General features: G+C 57.7%; 13 protein-coding genes and 1 tRNA gene. 11 read left to right on the top strand and 3 right to left on the bottom strand.

What is annotated here, in order from left to right; all coding sequences use genetic code 11:
* Positions 1-79: 79 nt before the first annotated feature.
* On the bottom strand, positions 80-1,336 hold the full coding sequence (gene hemA, locus AS19_RS02720) for a glutamyl-tRNA reductase (RefSeq protein ID WP_011587808.1): 1,257 nt from the start codon (positions 1,334-1,336) through the stop codon (positions 80-82).
* 224 nt (positions 1,337-1,560) lie between these two features.
* Between hemA and AS19_RS02715 the strand changes: the two genes are divergently transcribed.
* The 8 genes from AS19_RS02715 to ychF all read left to right on the top strand — a co-directional run bounded on the left by AS19_RS02715 (position 1,561) and on the right by ychF (position 8,590).
* Entirely contained in the window at positions 1,561-3,261 is a 1,701-nt protein-coding gene (locus AS19_RS02715; protein WP_035460566.1) for a tetratricopeptide repeat protein, read from the top strand.
* On the top strand, positions 3,258-3,845 hold the full coding sequence (lolB, locus tag AS19_RS02710; RefSeq protein ID WP_011587806.1) for a lipoprotein insertase outer membrane protein LolB: 588 nt from the start codon (positions 3,258-3,260) through the stop codon (positions 3,843-3,845). Before AS19_RS02715 ends, lolB begins: the two co-directional genes overlap by 4 nt.
* Positions 3,842-4,747, top strand: a complete 906-nt coding sequence (ispE, locus tag AS19_RS02705) for a 4-(cytidine 5'-diphospho)-2-C-methyl-D-erythritol kinase (RefSeq protein ID WP_011587805.1) — start codon at positions 3,842-3,844, stop codon at positions 4,745-4,747. The genes lolB and ispE overlap by 4 nt, the downstream gene beginning before the upstream one ends.
* A gap of 20 nt (positions 4,748-4,767) precedes the next feature.
* A tRNA-Gln gene (locus tag AS19_RS02700) sits at positions 4,768-4,843 on the top strand.
* Between the two features lie 76 nt (positions 4,844-4,919).
* Positions 4,920-5,879, top strand: a complete 960-nt coding sequence (locus AS19_RS02695; RefSeq protein ID WP_011587804.1) for a ribose-phosphate pyrophosphokinase — start codon at positions 4,920-4,922, stop codon at positions 5,877-5,879.
* Between the two features lie 206 nt (positions 5,880-6,085).
* The gene (locus AS19_RS02690) at positions 6,086-6,730 is read left to right on the top strand and encodes a 50S ribosomal protein L25/general stress protein Ctc (RefSeq protein ID WP_011587803.1); all 645 of its coding nucleotides are present in this window, start codon (positions 6,086-6,088) and stop codon (positions 6,728-6,730) included.
* Between the two features lie 8 nt (positions 6,731-6,738).
* Positions 6,739-7,326, top strand: coding sequence for an aminoacyl-tRNA hydrolase (gene pth / locus AS19_RS02685; protein ID WP_011587802.1), 588 nt, complete (start codon positions 6,739-6,741; stop codon positions 7,324-7,326).
* A gap of 172 nt (positions 7,327-7,498) precedes the next feature.
* Complete coding sequence (gene ychF / locus AS19_RS02680) at positions 7,499-8,590, top strand: redox-regulated ATPase YchF (protein WP_011587801.1); 1,092 nt, start codon at positions 7,499-7,501, stop codon at positions 8,588-8,590.
* Positions 8,591-8,719: 129 nt separating this feature from the next.
* Here ychF and cysE read toward each other — a convergent pair whose 3' ends face one another.
* On the bottom strand, positions 8,720-9,487 hold the full coding sequence (gene cysE, locus AS19_RS02675; protein WP_011587800.1) for a serine O-acetyltransferase: 768 nt from the start codon (positions 9,485-9,487) through the stop codon (positions 8,720-8,722).
* Between the two features lie 67 nt (positions 9,488-9,554).
* Positions 9,555-10,340, bottom strand: coding sequence for an RNA methyltransferase (locus AS19_RS02670; RefSeq protein ID WP_011587799.1), 786 nt, complete (start codon positions 10,338-10,340; stop codon positions 9,555-9,557).
* 160 nt (positions 10,341-10,500) lie between these two features.
* Between AS19_RS02670 and suhB the strand changes: the two genes are divergently transcribed.
* From suhB to AS19_RS02655, 3 genes are all read left to right on the top strand, one after another.
* Positions 10,501-11,319, top strand: a complete 819-nt coding sequence (gene suhB, locus AS19_RS02665; RefSeq protein WP_011587798.1) for an inositol-1-monophosphatase — start codon at positions 10,501-10,503, stop codon at positions 11,317-11,319.
* 262 nt (positions 11,320-11,581) lie between these two features.
* Positions 11,582-13,033, top strand: a complete 1,452-nt coding sequence (locus tag AS19_RS02660) for an NAD-dependent succinate-semialdehyde dehydrogenase (RefSeq protein ID WP_231860985.1) — start codon at positions 11,582-11,584, stop codon at positions 13,031-13,033.
* A gap of 150 nt (positions 13,034-13,183) precedes the next feature.
* Entirely contained in the window at positions 13,184-14,335 is a 1,152-nt protein-coding gene (locus AS19_RS02655; protein ID WP_011587796.1) for an isocitrate/isopropylmalate dehydrogenase family protein, read from the top strand.
* Positions 14,336-14,357: the final 22 nt, after the last annotated feature.

The raw sequence follows: 14,357 nt of genomic DNA, 5'->3' as shown, positions 1-14,357 counted from the left end.
ATTCGCTTCCACGCTTCACGCAAATACGCCGCCCGGCGGGCGCACGCAAAAATTCGATACATCGAGAGAGTTCTTTGCGCTACGACTGGTCGTCGTCGAGCAGCAACTCACGAGCCAGCAACAGGGCTTCGGCGCGGCCATCCGCGGCCATTTTGCGCAAGGTCACGCTGGGGGAATGCAGCCACTTGTTCACCAGCGAATGCTGAAACCTGCGCAGCACCTGCTCCGCATCGCCACCATTGCGCAACTGCTGCAACGCTTTTTCCAGTTCGCTTTCCGCCATAGCCTTGCGCTGCTCACGATAATCACGCAGCACCTTAACGGCATCCTGTTCACGGCGCTGACGACGGTGGCGCACAATGGCATCTCGAATCAGCTCTGAGGCCTCCTGGGCCGCCTGCTGACGAGAACGGACATTTTCCTGAATCGCTTCTTGCAGATGGTCCACCGTATACAGGTAGACATCACCCAGTTCGCCCACTTCCGGTTCGATATCCCGTGGCACGGCAATATCCACCATAAACATGGGTCGGTGACGGCGTTTTTTCAGCGCCCGCTCCACCATACCCTTGCCCATAATCGGCAACGGCGCAGCGGTGCATGAGATCAGGATATCCGCACGCTCCAGCGCCACCGGCAATTCTTCTAGGCTGATACCACGCCCCCCCACGGCGGCGGCCAACTCCGAGGCTCGCTCCTGAGTGCGATTGGCAATGGTAATTTCCTGCACCTGCTGCTCACTCAAATGTCGCGCCACCAGCTCAATCATTTCACCGGCACCAATCAGCAGCGCCCGGCTTTTTTTCAGGTCAGCAAAAATGTGACGCGCAAACGAAACTGCCGCATAGGCCACAGACACCGGGTTAGCACCGATACCGGTTTCCGTACGGATCCGCTTGGCTACCGAAAAGACTTCCTGAAACAAACGCGACAACTCGCCGTTGAGCAAGCCAGCCTCATGGGCTCGAGCATAGGCTTCACGCATCTGACCAAGAATTTGTGGCTCGCCCAGTACCAGCGAATCCAGACCGCCAGCTACCCGCATCATATGCTCCAGCGCCTGCTCACCGGTATGCTGATACAGCACCGTGGAGAGTCGTTCGACGGACAGATTGCGGCTAGAGGCCAGCCATTGAGCAAAATTTGGAGTGACGTCGTCAGTGAGGCAATACAGTTCGGTGCGGTTACAGGTAGACAGCAATGCAGCTTCCCGCACCCCGGGCATCTCACGCAAGCTGGCCAACGCCACCTCCGCCTGCTGCGTTGAAAACGCCAGACGTTCGCGTAGTTCCACATCCGCGGTGGTGTGATTTACGCCGACAGCGACTAGATTCATAGTTTCCTGTGCCCGACAATGACAGCGGGCGATCGTACCCGGCCAGCCCGGAGCCCCGGAAAGCCGGGGCGCAAGGGTGTGGCATTTTGCGCGAAAGCGCCCTTCAAAACAATGTCAGGGCCGATAGCGAAGGCGCATCGCTCAAACCAACAACGTGGAGGTTTGGGCAATAGCCAATCGCTGTGCCATGATAGCCGAAACAGAAAATAGGCATACCGACCTTAATGACCCGCTTCTCAATTCTGCCTCTGTGCTGCGCCCTTCTGATCCATGGCTGCGCTAGCCAGACCACCACCCCGGCCACCGAAACGGGGCCTTCCACGTCGATGGCCAGCGCCCCCACTTACGACAGCGAAACGCTGTCTGACCTGCTAGTGGCAGAAGTCGCCGCCCAACGTCAATCGCTGGGCGTCACCCTGGGCTATTACAGTCGAGCCGCCCAGAGTACACGTGATCCGAACGTAATAAGTCAGGCAGCCCAGCTGGCCCATTACCTGGAAGACCCGCTACAGGCACTAGCCATGAGCGAACTCTGGCTGGAAACGTCGCCACACAACGAAGACGCCCTGCAAGTGGCCATCCTGTCCGAAATTCGGCTTGGCAATACCGCAACGACCACCCGTTATCTGGATCAGCTACTCAGCGCCCACGGCGAAGACGCCCTGGGCCGATTGGTCAACCAAGCCCGCGGGCTGGGTGCGCAAGGAAACTTACAGCTAGTGGAAGCGCTGGCCCAGCTAACCCATCGCTACCCGGATCAGGCCCCACTGTGGTATGCCCGGGCTCTGTGGCTGGAACACGAAGAGCAACCTCAACCCGCCCTGGAGGCCACCGAGCGTACTCTCAAGCTGATGCCGCGCCATGAAGATGCCTTGTTGCTCAAGGCTCAGCTCCTTTACGAAACAGGAGACCAGAAAAAAGCCCTGCGCCACCTAAAAAAACTGGTGCGCAAGTACCCTCAGGCACAACGCCCGCGCATCGCTTATGTGCGTATGCTACTAACATCCGGCGAGCTGGAAGACGCAGAAAAGCAGCTGGCGATTATGGCTGAGCAAAACCCTCAAGACTTGGATCTGCGATTTTCTCTGGCCCTATTGGCGCTGGAAGCAGGCGCCAGCAACGCAGCCCAGACCCACCTCAAGGCTCTGCTCACCTACAACTACCGGCCCGACGATATCCAATTGTACCTGGCCCAAGCCGCCGAGCAGGAAATGGACCTAGATAACGCCGTCGAGCATTACCTGAAAGTGGGCGGCCCCCAAGCTATCCGCGCTCGGGTGCAGGCAGCCCAACTTCTCTACCAGCAAGGCAATACCAGCCAAGGCCATGCCCTAATGCATAACCTGGCTCAACAACAGCCAAAATTACAAGACAGCTTGACCATTACCGAAGCGGAAATGCGCAGCAATAACGGCGACCCATTAGGCGCCATCTCCCTGATCAATGATGCCTTGCGCGACCAGCCCGACAATACCGAGCTACTATACAGCCGCGCCATGGCCGCCGAAAAAATAGGTGACATTGCCCAGCTGGAAAAGGACCTGAAGCGTATTATCATTCTGAATCCGGAGGATGCCAGCGCCCTCAATGCTCTGGGTTATACCCTGGGCAACCGCACTGACCGGCTAGACGAAGCGTATCAGTACGTGTCCAAGGCACTAGAGCTGCGCCCGGAAGATCCAGCCATTCTCGACTCTATGGGCTGGGTGCTTTACAAACGCGGCGAACCGGATGCCGCCCGGAACTACCTGCGCCAGGCCTACGAAAAATTCCCCGACCCAGAAGTGGCCGCCCACTACGGGGAAGTCCTATGGATATTGGGTGAGCAAAATCAGGCCCGCCAGGTTTGGCGCGACGCCTTGGAACACACCCCTGACGCCCCTCATATCCGTGAAGTCATGGAAAAACTCGGAGCCCGCCTGTGACCCTGAGCCTTGCCCGCATTATTGGCCTTACGCTGACCACCCTGGTCCTAGGCGCCTGCCAATTACGCCCGACCACCACAACCCAGTTCGAGCACCCCAGCCAGATCCAACAGTGGCAGATGAATGGCAAGCTGGGTTACCGCACCGTCAACGATGGTGGCAGTGCCACCTTTGACTGGCGCCAGCAACCACAACGGGGCAACATCCACTTCTCCGGCCCGCTGGGCTTTGGTAGCGCCGATTTACATTGGGACAGCGGCCGCGCGGAACTAATCACCGCCAAGGAAACCTACCAAGCCCGCAGCCCCGGCGAGTTGGCCTGGCATCTCACCGGCTTCTGGCTGCCCGTATCCGCACTGCAGTACTGGGCTCGCGGCCTGCCTTGGCCCGGCGCACCCTCTGAAGCCGGGTACGACGATCAGCAACGCCTGATCACCCTTGAACAGCTGGGCTGGTCGCTTACCTTCGACCGTTACGAACCCACCGCCGGCATCACCCTTCCCTACAGAATCAAAGCCCAGCAGAATAGCAATCGCTTTACTTTGCTGATTAAAGACTGGCAGCCAGGCGGCGGCGCACAGTGACACTAACGTTACCCGCTCCCGCCAAGCTCAATCTGTTCCTGCACATCACCGGTCGCCGTGACGACGGCTATCACCAGCTGCAAACCGTGTTCGCCCTGCTCGACCATGGCGACACCTTGCGTTTCTCCCCGGCAGACACCCTGTCACTACAATGTCATCAGGAAGGTGGCGCCAGCGACCTGCCCACGGACGACAGCAACCTGATTTTACAGGCTGCCCGGGCGCTGCAAGCCCACACCGGCAGCTCAAAAGGTGCCGCCATCACCCTGACCAAGCGCCTGCCCATGGGCGGCGGCGTGGGCGGCGGCTCCTCCGACGCGGCTACCGCCTTGCTGGGCCTGAATGCATTTTGGGCCCTGGGCCTCACTCTGCAGGAGCTGGCTCACATCGGCTTGACCTTAGGGGCTGACGTGCCCGTTTTTGTGTTTGGCAAAAGCGCCTGGGCTGAAGGGGTCGGCGAGAAAATAAACCCCATTATTTTGCCAAATGATGCTTTTTTGGTCGTTCATCCCGGAATTCATGTGTCAACTGCTCGAATTTTCGGCGACCAGCAATTGACAAGGGATACACCCATCAGTAAATTACCGGCCTCGCTTGAGACGGTGCTAACCCGCGAATTTCACAACGACTGTGAAGCGGTAGCAACCCAGCATTTTCCGGAAATCGGAAAAACGCTGGACTGGCTCAAGCAACATACGGGTAATGCCCGTATGACCGGCACAGGCGCTTGCTGTTTTTCTCGTCTGACCGGATTGCAACAGGGGCAGCAATTGCTGCAACAGTTGCCACAACACTGGACAGGTTTCGTCGCTCGAAGCTGTAACACTTCCCCTCTCCACCAGATTCTGGGAGAGGCACTGGCGAAGTTTCGAGAGACAAAGAATTCAGGCAAACCCGCTTAAGCGGGCCTGAGACCGAGTGTTGGGGTATAGCCAAGTTGGTAAGGCAGCGGGTTTTGATCCCGTTATTCCCAGGTTCGAGTCCTGGTACCCCAGCCATTTTTCTTCTGAGGAACCTCTTACCCTTCCCCTTAGTGGTTCCCAAATTCACGACGCAAGACCCCAGGGGGCGCCAGTGTCCAAGCTCGTCGTTTTCACCGGTAACGCAAATCCCGAACTGGCCAAAGCCATGGTCAAACACCTGAACTTGCCTATCGGCAACGCCGATGTGGGCACCTTCAGCGATGGCGAAGTTGCCGTGGAAATCCAGGAAAACGTGCGCGGCAAAGACGTTTTTATCGTGCAATCCACCTGCAACCCGACCAACAACAACATCATGGAATTGCTGGTCATGGCCGACGCCCTGCGTCGCTCCTCCGCAGGCCGCATCACCGCGGTTGTCCCCTACTTTGGTTATGCCCGCCAGGATCGCCGCGTGCGCTCCGCCCGGGTGCCTATTACCGCCAAAGTCGTCGCCGACATGATCACGGCGGTGGGCATTGATCGCGTCGTCACCGTTGACCTTCACGCTGATCAAATCCAGGGCTTCTTCGATATTCCAGTGGACAACGTCTACGCTACCCCGCTGATCGTGGCGGATATCGAACGCCAGAGCCATGATGACCTAATGGTAGTCTCCCCGGATGTGGGCGGCGTGGTCCGGGCCCGCGCCTTAGCCAAGCAGCTCAATGATGCCGACCTAGCCATCATCGATAAGCGTCGCCCCAAGGCCAATGTTTCTCAGGTCATGCATATCATCGGTGAAGTAGAAGGCCGCACCTGCGTGTTAGTGGACGACATGGTCGACACCGCTGGCACTCTGTGTAAAGCCGCCGACGCCCTGAAAGAACACGGCGCGGCCAAGGTCTACGCCTACATCACCCACCCGATTCTATCCGGCCCGGCCATCAACAACATTGCCAACAGCTCATTGGATCAACTAGTGGTCACCGACACCATTCCATTATCCGATGCGGGCCGCGCTTGCAAAAATATCCGCGTTCTCAGCCTCGCGCCGATGCTGGCCGAAACCGTACGCCGAGTGAACAACGAAGAATCCCTGAGCGCTATGTTCGATCGGTTAGAGCTCGTATAAAACGCCAGATAACAACAGGCTAATCCCGACCCCAGAAACCCGCCCCTCAAGCGGGTTTTGTTTTTTATGTCCTTTTGCTACAGGCATCTGGCGTCTGGCGTGCTTTTCCTGCATAATCGCGCCCCCGCGGAATCCTCCGTGGTTTTATATCAACCTCTCTGGCCAACCTGGTCGCGGGAAGCCCGAGAGCATACTGGAGACATACCATGTCCAATGAATTCCTGCTGAATGCAGAAAGCCGCAGCGATACAGGGAAAGGTGCGAGCCGCCGCCTGCGTCGTCTGCAAGAACGTGTTCCTGGCATCCTCTACGGTGGCGAAGCCGAGCCGCAGATGATCAGCGTTGAACTGCGCGAGCTGAAAAAAGCCCTGGAAAACGAAGCGTTCTACAGCCACATCCTCACCCTCAAGCTAGACGGTGCTGATGTTCAAGCCGTACTGCGTGACATGCAGCGTCATCCGGCCAAAGGCCACCCGCTGCACGTGGATCTGCTGCGCGTCGACAAGACCCACAAGATCACCATGAGCGTTCCCTTGCACTTCACCAACGAAGAAAGCTCCATCGGCGTGAAAAAGCAAGGCGGCGAGATCCAGCACAACTTCGCAGAAGTAGAAGTGAGCTGTCTGCCCCAGCACCTGCCTGAGTTCATCGAGGTGGACATGGCTAACGCTGAGCTAGACTCCGTTGTTCACTTGTCCGATTTGAAACTGCCGAAAGGCGTGGAACTGACCCAGCTCGCACTGGGCGAAGACCACGACCAGCCGGTGGCCGCGGTTCACCAACCCAAAGTGCGTGCGTCTTCCGATGATGACGACGCAGCAGAAGGCGAAGAAGCCGCAAGCGAGGAATAAGACCTACCGTGGCGGATCCCGTTCGACTGATCGTAGGCCTGGGCAACCCGGGCCGCGAATACGAAGACACCCGCCACAATGCTGGCGTCTGGTATGTGGACGCCCTGGCCCGACGTCAGGGCGTCTTCCTTACCGAAGACAAGAAATATTTCGGCCTCACCGCCACCTTTTCCTTTGAAGGCGAAACAATCCGCCTCCTGGTACCGACCACCTTCATGAACCGCAGTGGTCAGGCCACCGCCGCTCTGGCGAATTTCTTCAAGATCCCCGTTACGCAGATACTGGTTGCTCACGACGAGCTCGACCTGCCCCCCGGCTGCGCCCGCTTCAAGCAAGGCGGCGGCCACGGCGGCCACAACGGTCTGCGTGATATTATTAGCCGGCATGGCAACAGCCGTGATTTTTACCGCCTGCGTCTAGGCATCGGCCACCCCGGCTCTGCTGACCGGGTTACGCCCCATGTGCTGAGCAAACCCTCCAAAGCCGACCGAGACCTGATCGATCGCGCCATCGATGAAGCTGTCCACAACACCGCCGATATGCTTCGCGGCGACCTGAATAGCGCCATGAACCGACTCAACGGCTTCAAGGCATAAAAGCCGCTGCTGCGCTTCAAGTTGTGGAGCAATCCTGATACCACAACCCCGCGCCCACACCCTGCCCGCAACTCGTTGCTTTAAACCAAGAAAAGTGACCCTCGCGTTGAGGCTTGTAGCTTGTAGCGTGTCGCTCATGTAGCATTGCGGCCTCGAAAAATGGAGGTCTGTCATGGGTTTCAAATGCGGTATCGTCGGTCTGCCCAACGTGGGCAAATCCACCTTGTTCAACGCGCTCACCAAAGCGGGTATTGATGCCGAGAACTTTCCGTTCTGCACCATTGAACCCAATACCGGTGTGGTTCCAGTACCGGACCCCCGCCTGGACAAGCTGGAAGCCATCGTCAATCCGGAGCGAGTGCTGCCCGCCACCATGGAATTCGTCGACATCGCAGGCCTGGTAGCCGGCGCCTCTAAAGGTGAGGGCCTGGGCAACAAGTTTCTCGCCAACATCCGCGAAACTGACGCTATCGCCCACGTGGTTCGCTGCTTCGACGATGAAAACGTCATCCACGTATCGGGCAAGGTATCCCCACTGGACGATATCGCCGTGATCAATACCGAGCTGGCCCTCGCCGACCTAGACACGGTGGAAAAAGCACACTTCCGCGCCACCAAGGCGGCCAAAGGTCAGGACAAGGACGCCAAAGGTTTGCTGCCGGTACTGGACAAGGTACTGCCCGCCCTTAATGAAGGCGACCCGGCCCGTTCCGTGGAACTCACAGACGATGAGCGCAAGGCGATTAAAAGCCTCAATCTGCTGACGCTGAAGCCGACCATGTACATCGCCAACGTGGACGAAGGGGGCTTTGAAGACAATGCCCTGCTGGACGCCGTGCGCGACCTGGCCGAGAAAGAAAATTCCTCAGTAGTGCCCATCTGCGCCAAAATTGAATCGGAAATTGCTGAGTTGGACGACGAAGAAAAAGCCGACTTCCTCGCCGACCTGGGCATGGAAGAGCCGGGCCTGAATCGAGTCATTCGCGCCGGCTTTGATTTGCTCGGCCTGCAGACCTACTTCACCGCCGGCGTTAAGGAAGTACGCGCCTGGACCGTGCGCGTTGGTGCCACCGCGCCCCAGGCCGCAGGCGTGATCCACACGGATTTTGAGAAAGGCTTCATCCGTGCCGAAGTCACCGGCTACGAAGACTATATCGCCAACAATGGCGAACAAGGCGCCAAGGAAGCCGGTAAATGGCGCCTTGAAGGCAAGGAATACATCGTCAAAGACGGCGACGTGGTGCATTTCCGGTTCAACGTTTAAAGCGACACGGCCCCTGGCCACAAAAAAGCCGCGCCCAAATTTTGGACGCGGCTTTTTTTGTTCAACTCAAGCCAAAACTCATTCGCGCCTCAGCTTTACACTTTTAACGGTTTGAACGTTGAACGGATTCTAGTCCGTACCGCCCGCGTTCACCGGCTCGAAATCTTCATTATTCAACTCCGGCAGTTTCTCATCGCAACCCTGAATGCCCTGCTTCTTCAGGTTGGTGCAGACCCGATCCAGTTTGTTATCCACCGCATGCATGTGATCCAGCAAAAGATGGATCGCTTCAGCCACCGGGTCTGGCATATCATTGCTGACCCCATACGCCTGAAAACCAATTTTTTCGGCCATTTCCTGGCGAGTTTTCTCTTTCTCGGTCAACGGATGATTAATTACCCGACCAGGAATACCCACCACCGTGGCTCCTTCCGGCACTTCTTTGGTGACCACGGAGTTAGAGCCAATCTTGGCATTCTTGTGCACGGTAAACGGGCCCAACACTTTCGCCCCCGCACCGACAACCACTCCGTCTTCTAGGGTCGGGTGGCGTTTACCTTTACTCCAACTGGTCCCGCCCAGGGTCACGCCATGATAAAGCGTCACGTCATCGCCGATTTCCGCGGTTTCGCCAATGACCACCCCCATACCGTGGTCGATAAAGAAACGGCGGCCAATTTTGGCACCAGGGTGGATTTCAATGCCCGTCAACCAACGTGAAAAAGTGGAGAGCAAGCGCGCTAGCTGCTTAAAGTTTCGGGTCCACAAGCCATTCGCCAAGCGATGAAAAAGCACCGCGTGCAAGCCAGGGTAATTCAGCAGCACTTCCAGCGTATTGCGTGCCGCCGGGTCCCGGTGAAAGACCGAACGAATGTCCTCGCGCACTTGATTCAACATAACTACCTCATTTTGAAACCTAGGACCAAGGCCCATTAGGATGACACCAGTGGCCGTTTGCTATGGCCTATCGGCCCTCATCACGCTGCATTTTTTTCTCCAGCGCCACCAATACGCCGCGCAAAATGCTCATTTCCATTTTGTCCGGGCGAGCGCGCATGAACAAACGACGCATGCGTGTCATTACTTGACCTGGCTGTTGCGGATTTAAAAAACCACTCTGTGCCATCACCTTCTCCAAATGATCGAGAAAACCAGAGACCGCTTCATTGGTGGCCGGCGGTTCATCCCAGAACATTTCTGGCAGTGGCATCACTTCACGGCGGGAGCGAGATTCCTGCAACTCGAAATCATCCCCCAACAACGCAAGACGCAACTCGTAACTGATTAATTGAACCGCCGACGCCACATTCAAGACCCCATACTCTGGATTAGCGGGCACACTCACGTGGAGATTGCAGCGGCGCAGCTCGTCGTTGGTCAGCCCCCGGTCCTCACGACCGAACAACACCGCAATGCGGGTATCCTGCGGCGCATTGGCCAAATCGTGGGAGAGCTGTGCAGCCAACTGGCGCGGCGTCAGGCAGGGCCAGGGAATACGGCGTTGGCGCGCGCTAGTACCGATCACCAAAGTGGCGCCTTCCAGCGCCTCATCCACGCTGTTGCACACTTGCGCCGCCTCCAGCACGTCCCCGGCACCGGAGGCACGGGCGGTCGCCTCCACGCTGGGATAGGACTGTGGCTGCACCAACCGCAAGTCCGACAGGCCCATGGTTTTCATAGCCCGGGCAGCCGCGCCGATATTGCCGGGGTGGGAGGTTTCCACCATCACGATGCGCACATTTTCCAACATGGGAGGCCTCTCATTAAAAAAGGCGCTAATCTTAACACGGCGGCTGCCCTGATCGCGCGGGCTCTGCTACAATCCGCGCCCCGGAACGGGAACCTTGAGTCTCCCTGCCCCGCGCTCTTTAAAAACCGTTACGCCACACGTCATATTGAGGATAGATGCCATGCATGCGCCGCAAGTGAATATCGCCCTGCGAGCCGCCCGTCAGGCGGGTACTCTGATTCGTAGAGCTGCCGAAAGCAGTGATCCCTTATCAGTTACGCAAAAAGGCATGAACGACTTCGTTACCGAAGTAGATCGTGCTGCAGAAGCACGCATCATCGATGTGATCCGCAAGGCCTACCCGGACCACAGCATTCTGGCTGAAGAATCCGGTGCTCTCGAAGGCAGTGGCGACGGCAAAGACTACCAGTGGATCATCGACCCACTGGACGGCACGACCAACTTCATTCATGGCTTCCCGCAATATTGCGTCTCCATTGCCCTTAAATACAAAGGCAAAATGGAGCATGCCGTGATCTACGATCCCAACCGCGACGAAGAATTCACCGCCAGCCGTGGCCGCGGCGCCGCCCTCAACGGCCGCCGCATCCGCTGCACCAACCGAGCAGGGCTAGAAGGTTGCCTGATTGGCACCGGCTTCCCGTTCCGTAAAGACCAGGCGCCGCATATGGACGCCTACTTAGGCATGTTCGCCGATGTGGCCGCGGCCACCGCCGGCTTACGCCGCCCCGGTTCTGCGGCACTGGATCTGGCCTGGCTGGCCGCCGGCCGATTGGATGGTTTCTTTGAATTCGGCTTGGCCGAATGGGACATGGCCGCCGGAGTACTGTTAATTACCGAAGCAGGCGGCTTGGTGGGCGACCTGAGCGGTGGGCATAAATACCTGGAAAGCGGAGGCATCGTCGCCGGCAGTCCAAAGGTCTTTAAGGGGCTGCTACAAAAAATCAAACCGCACCTGACGGAAACGCTGAAACGCTGAAACGCTGAAACAAGCCCAAGCTACAACGCGGCTCCAGCACAGCTTGAGTCGCGCTTCATTATCCTCCTCCCCAACCTCCGAATCGCGGCTCCATCCCATCACCCCATAGCCAACTTTCCTGGTGTTGCAGCTTGGCGCTAAACACTTATTGCTGCTTTTTTCCTTAGATCCCAAACCAATTTTTTCATTTCCGCATGGACATCTCGGCATGCTTTGCTAGCGTGGTAAGCACAACAGTTCAGCAAAGAGGTGCTTCATGACAATGGTTTCTCTCACTGATAACGGCCTATTTCGCCAGCAATGCTACATCAATGGTCAATGGTGTGATGCGGATGACGGCGCCACCTTTGCGGTCGACAACCCGGCAAGTGGGGAAGACATCGGCACCTCGCCTCGTATGGGCGAGACGGAGACTCGCCGCGCCATTGACGCCGCCCACCAAGCCTTTCCTGGCTGGCGCGATAAGACCGCCGCTGAACGTGCCAATCTGCTCATGGCCTGGCACGACCTGATGATAGAGCACCAGGACGATCTGGGTCGGCTGATGACCTTGGAACAAGGCAAACCGCTGCCCGAAGCTAAAGGCGAAATAGCCTACTCAGCCTCTTTCCTGAAATGGTTTGCTGAAGAAGCCCGCCGAGCCTATGGCGATACTATTCCAGCGTCCAAACCCGGGCAGCAGATTGTAGTCATCAAACAACCCATTGGGGTCACCGCTGCAATCACCCCCTGGAATTTCCCTTCTTCCATGATTACCCGCAAAGCCGGCGCCGCACTAGCTGCGGGCTGCACCATGGTGGTCAAACCGGCCAGCGCCACCCCTTATTCGGCTCTGGCACTGGCTGAACTTGCCGCCCGCGCGGGCATCCCCGCGGGTGTCTTCAACGTTATCACCGGCAGTGCCAGTGCCATTTCCACCGCCATCACCGATTCTCCCATTGTCCGCAAACTCAGCTTTACCGGCTCCACCGAGGTGGGCAGCCAGCTGATGGCTCAGTGCGCCAAACACATCCAGAAAGTCTCACTGGAGTTGGGCGGCAACGCTCCCTTCCTCGTATTTGATGACGCCAACCTGGATAAAGCGGTTGAAGGCGCCATGGCCAGCAAGTTCCGCAACACCGGCCAGACCTGCGTCTGCGTGAACCGCTTTCTGGTCCAAGAAAGCATCCACGATGCCTTTGTGGAAAAATTTAAGGTGGCCATCGAAGCCATGAAAGTCGGCGACGGCTTTGATGAAGGCGTTTCTCAAGCCGCATTGATCAACCGCGGCGCCTCCGACAAGGTGATGGAGCACTTGGAAGATGCTCTGAGTAAAGGCGCCAAGGTGATCACCGGTGGACAGCGCCATGAACGCGGCGGCAACTACGTACAGCCCACCCTGATTACCAATGTCTCCACCGATGCCCAGCTCTGCCAAGATGAAACGTTCGGGCCGCTGGCAGCCATCATTCCTTTTAAAACCGAAGAAGAAGCCCTGCGCATTGCCAACGACACCCCCTATGGGCTGGCTGCGTACTTCTACAGTGACAATATCCACCGCTGCTGGCGCGTCGCCGAAGCGCTGGAAAGCGGTATGGTCGGCGTTAACGAAGGCCTAATCTCCAACGCCACCGCGCCGTTTGGCGGAGTCAAGGAATCCGGACTCGGTCGCGAAGGCTCCCACCAGGGCATGGAAGAGTATCTGGAAACAAAATATCTGTGCATGGGAAGCTAAATACAGCGACGCGCGACAACGCGAGGTAAATGAAGCATCAATCTGGTAGGCATGGGCCCGCACTTTACCGTATTGGTCGCGGGCTCAGGAATCTGGCATTGCTCATACCTACCCTCGTGTTGCAGCTTGAAGCATAAATAGGAGTTAAGGATGACGAAACGGCTAAACATCGCCCTGCTCCCCGGCGACGGCATCGGCCCTGAAGTTATGGCCGTAGCCGAACACGCTCTAACCCTGCTGATCGATCGCTTTCAGTTACCGTTGACCTACACCTCCTTTCCTTGGCCCTCCCACGCTTGGCACCAACAGCACGGGCACATGATGCCGGAAGACGGCGTAAAGCAGCTTCGAAGCTTTGATGCCATTATACTAGGTGCTCTGGGCGACCCCGGGCCGCTAGACGCCCCGGATCGTTTTGTACTCCCCGACAGTATTTCCCTGTCACCGCTGCTGGCCTTGCGCAAACAACTGGACCTGTGGGCCTGTGAGCGCCCCGCCCGCTGGCAGCCCGGTGCTCCCCAATATCTCAGCGACCCGCGTGCCAACGATGTAGACATGCTGGTGATTCGCGAAAACAGCGAAGGCGAATACAGTAATCAGGGCGGTCGTCTGCGAGCCGGCACTCCTCACGAGGTGGCCACCCAAGTGGAAGTGTTCACCGCCTCTGCTACCGAACGATTGATTCGCCATGCATTCGAACGGGCTCGCCAGCGGGCCAAGCAACGCCCCATTCCTCGGCATTTCAAAGATGAAAAGTCCGCCCAGGTATGTTTGATCACCAAACGCAATGCCCAACCATTCTGGGGCGACCTGTACACCGAAACCTTCCTACGCTTGGCTCGGGAATACCCCGATGTGGACACCCACCATGAGCTGGTGGATGCCGCCTGCATGAAATTCGTGCAATGCCCTTGGCGTTTTGATGTGGTGGTGGCCAGCAACCTGCATGGAGACATTCTCACCGACTTGGCCGCGGTACTCTGTGGCGGTCCAGGGCTAGCGCCGTCCGCCAATCTCAACCCGGAAGACGGCAGCATCCCCGCCCTGTTTGAGCCGGTGCACGGCAGTGCCCCGGATATCGCGGGAAAAAACCTGGCGGACCCCCGCGCAACCCTGCTCAGCTTAGCTATGACGCTGGAATGGCTGGCCCACCACCACCCGGCATTGGGCAATGCGGCACAACATCTGCATGACACAGTGAACGCAGACTTGGCGAAGGAAGGAGACACTTCGCCACAGCACAGACAAGAGAAAGGAACGCTGGAAACAGGACAACGGCTTTATGCATTGCTGGCCCAGTAACATCAACCAGTAACCTGAATTT

Origin of the sequence: Alcanivorax sp. NBRC 101098, assembly GCF_001010505.1 — a bacterium.
Classification (GTDB): domain Bacteria; phylum Pseudomonadota; class Gammaproteobacteria; order Pseudomonadales; family Alcanivoracaceae; genus Alcanivorax; species Alcanivorax borkumensis.
Note: the sequence above shows the minus strand (reverse complement) of the source record. Positions and strands in the feature narration are given on the sequence as shown.

Coding starts and splice junctions, on each gene's coding strand:
- AS19_RS02715 (WP_035460566.1), top strand. CDS start 1,561: ATGACCCGCTTCTCAATTCTGCCTCTGTGCTGCGCCCTTCTGATCCAT.
- AS19_RS02670 (WP_011587799.1), bottom strand. CDS start 10,340: ATGTTGGAAAATGTGCGCATCGTGATGGTGGAAACCTCCCACCCCGGC.
- AS19_RS02655 (WP_011587796.1), top strand. CDS start 13,184: ATGACGAAACGGCTAAACATCGCCCTGCTCCCCGGCGACGGCATCGGC.
- suhB (WP_011587798.1), top strand. CDS start 10,501: ATGCATGCGCCGCAAGTGAATATCGCCCTGCGAGCCGCCCGTCAGGCG.
- ychF (WP_011587801.1), top strand. CDS start 7,499: ATGGGTTTCAAATGCGGTATCGTCGGTCTGCCCAACGTGGGCAAATCC.
- cysE (WP_011587800.1), bottom strand. CDS start 9,487: ATGTTGAATCAAGTGCGCGAGGACATTCGTTCGGTCTTTCACCGGGAC.
- AS19_RS02660 (WP_231860985.1), top strand. CDS start 11,582: ATGGTTTCTCTCACTGATAACGGCCTATTTCGCCAGCAATGCTACATC.
- hemA (WP_011587808.1), bottom strand. CDS start 1,336: ATGAATCTAGTCGCTGTCGGCGTAAATCACACCACCGCGGATGTGGAA.
- AS19_RS02690 (WP_011587803.1), top strand. CDS start 6,086: ATGTCCAATGAATTCCTGCTGAATGCAGAAAGCCGCAGCGATACAGGG.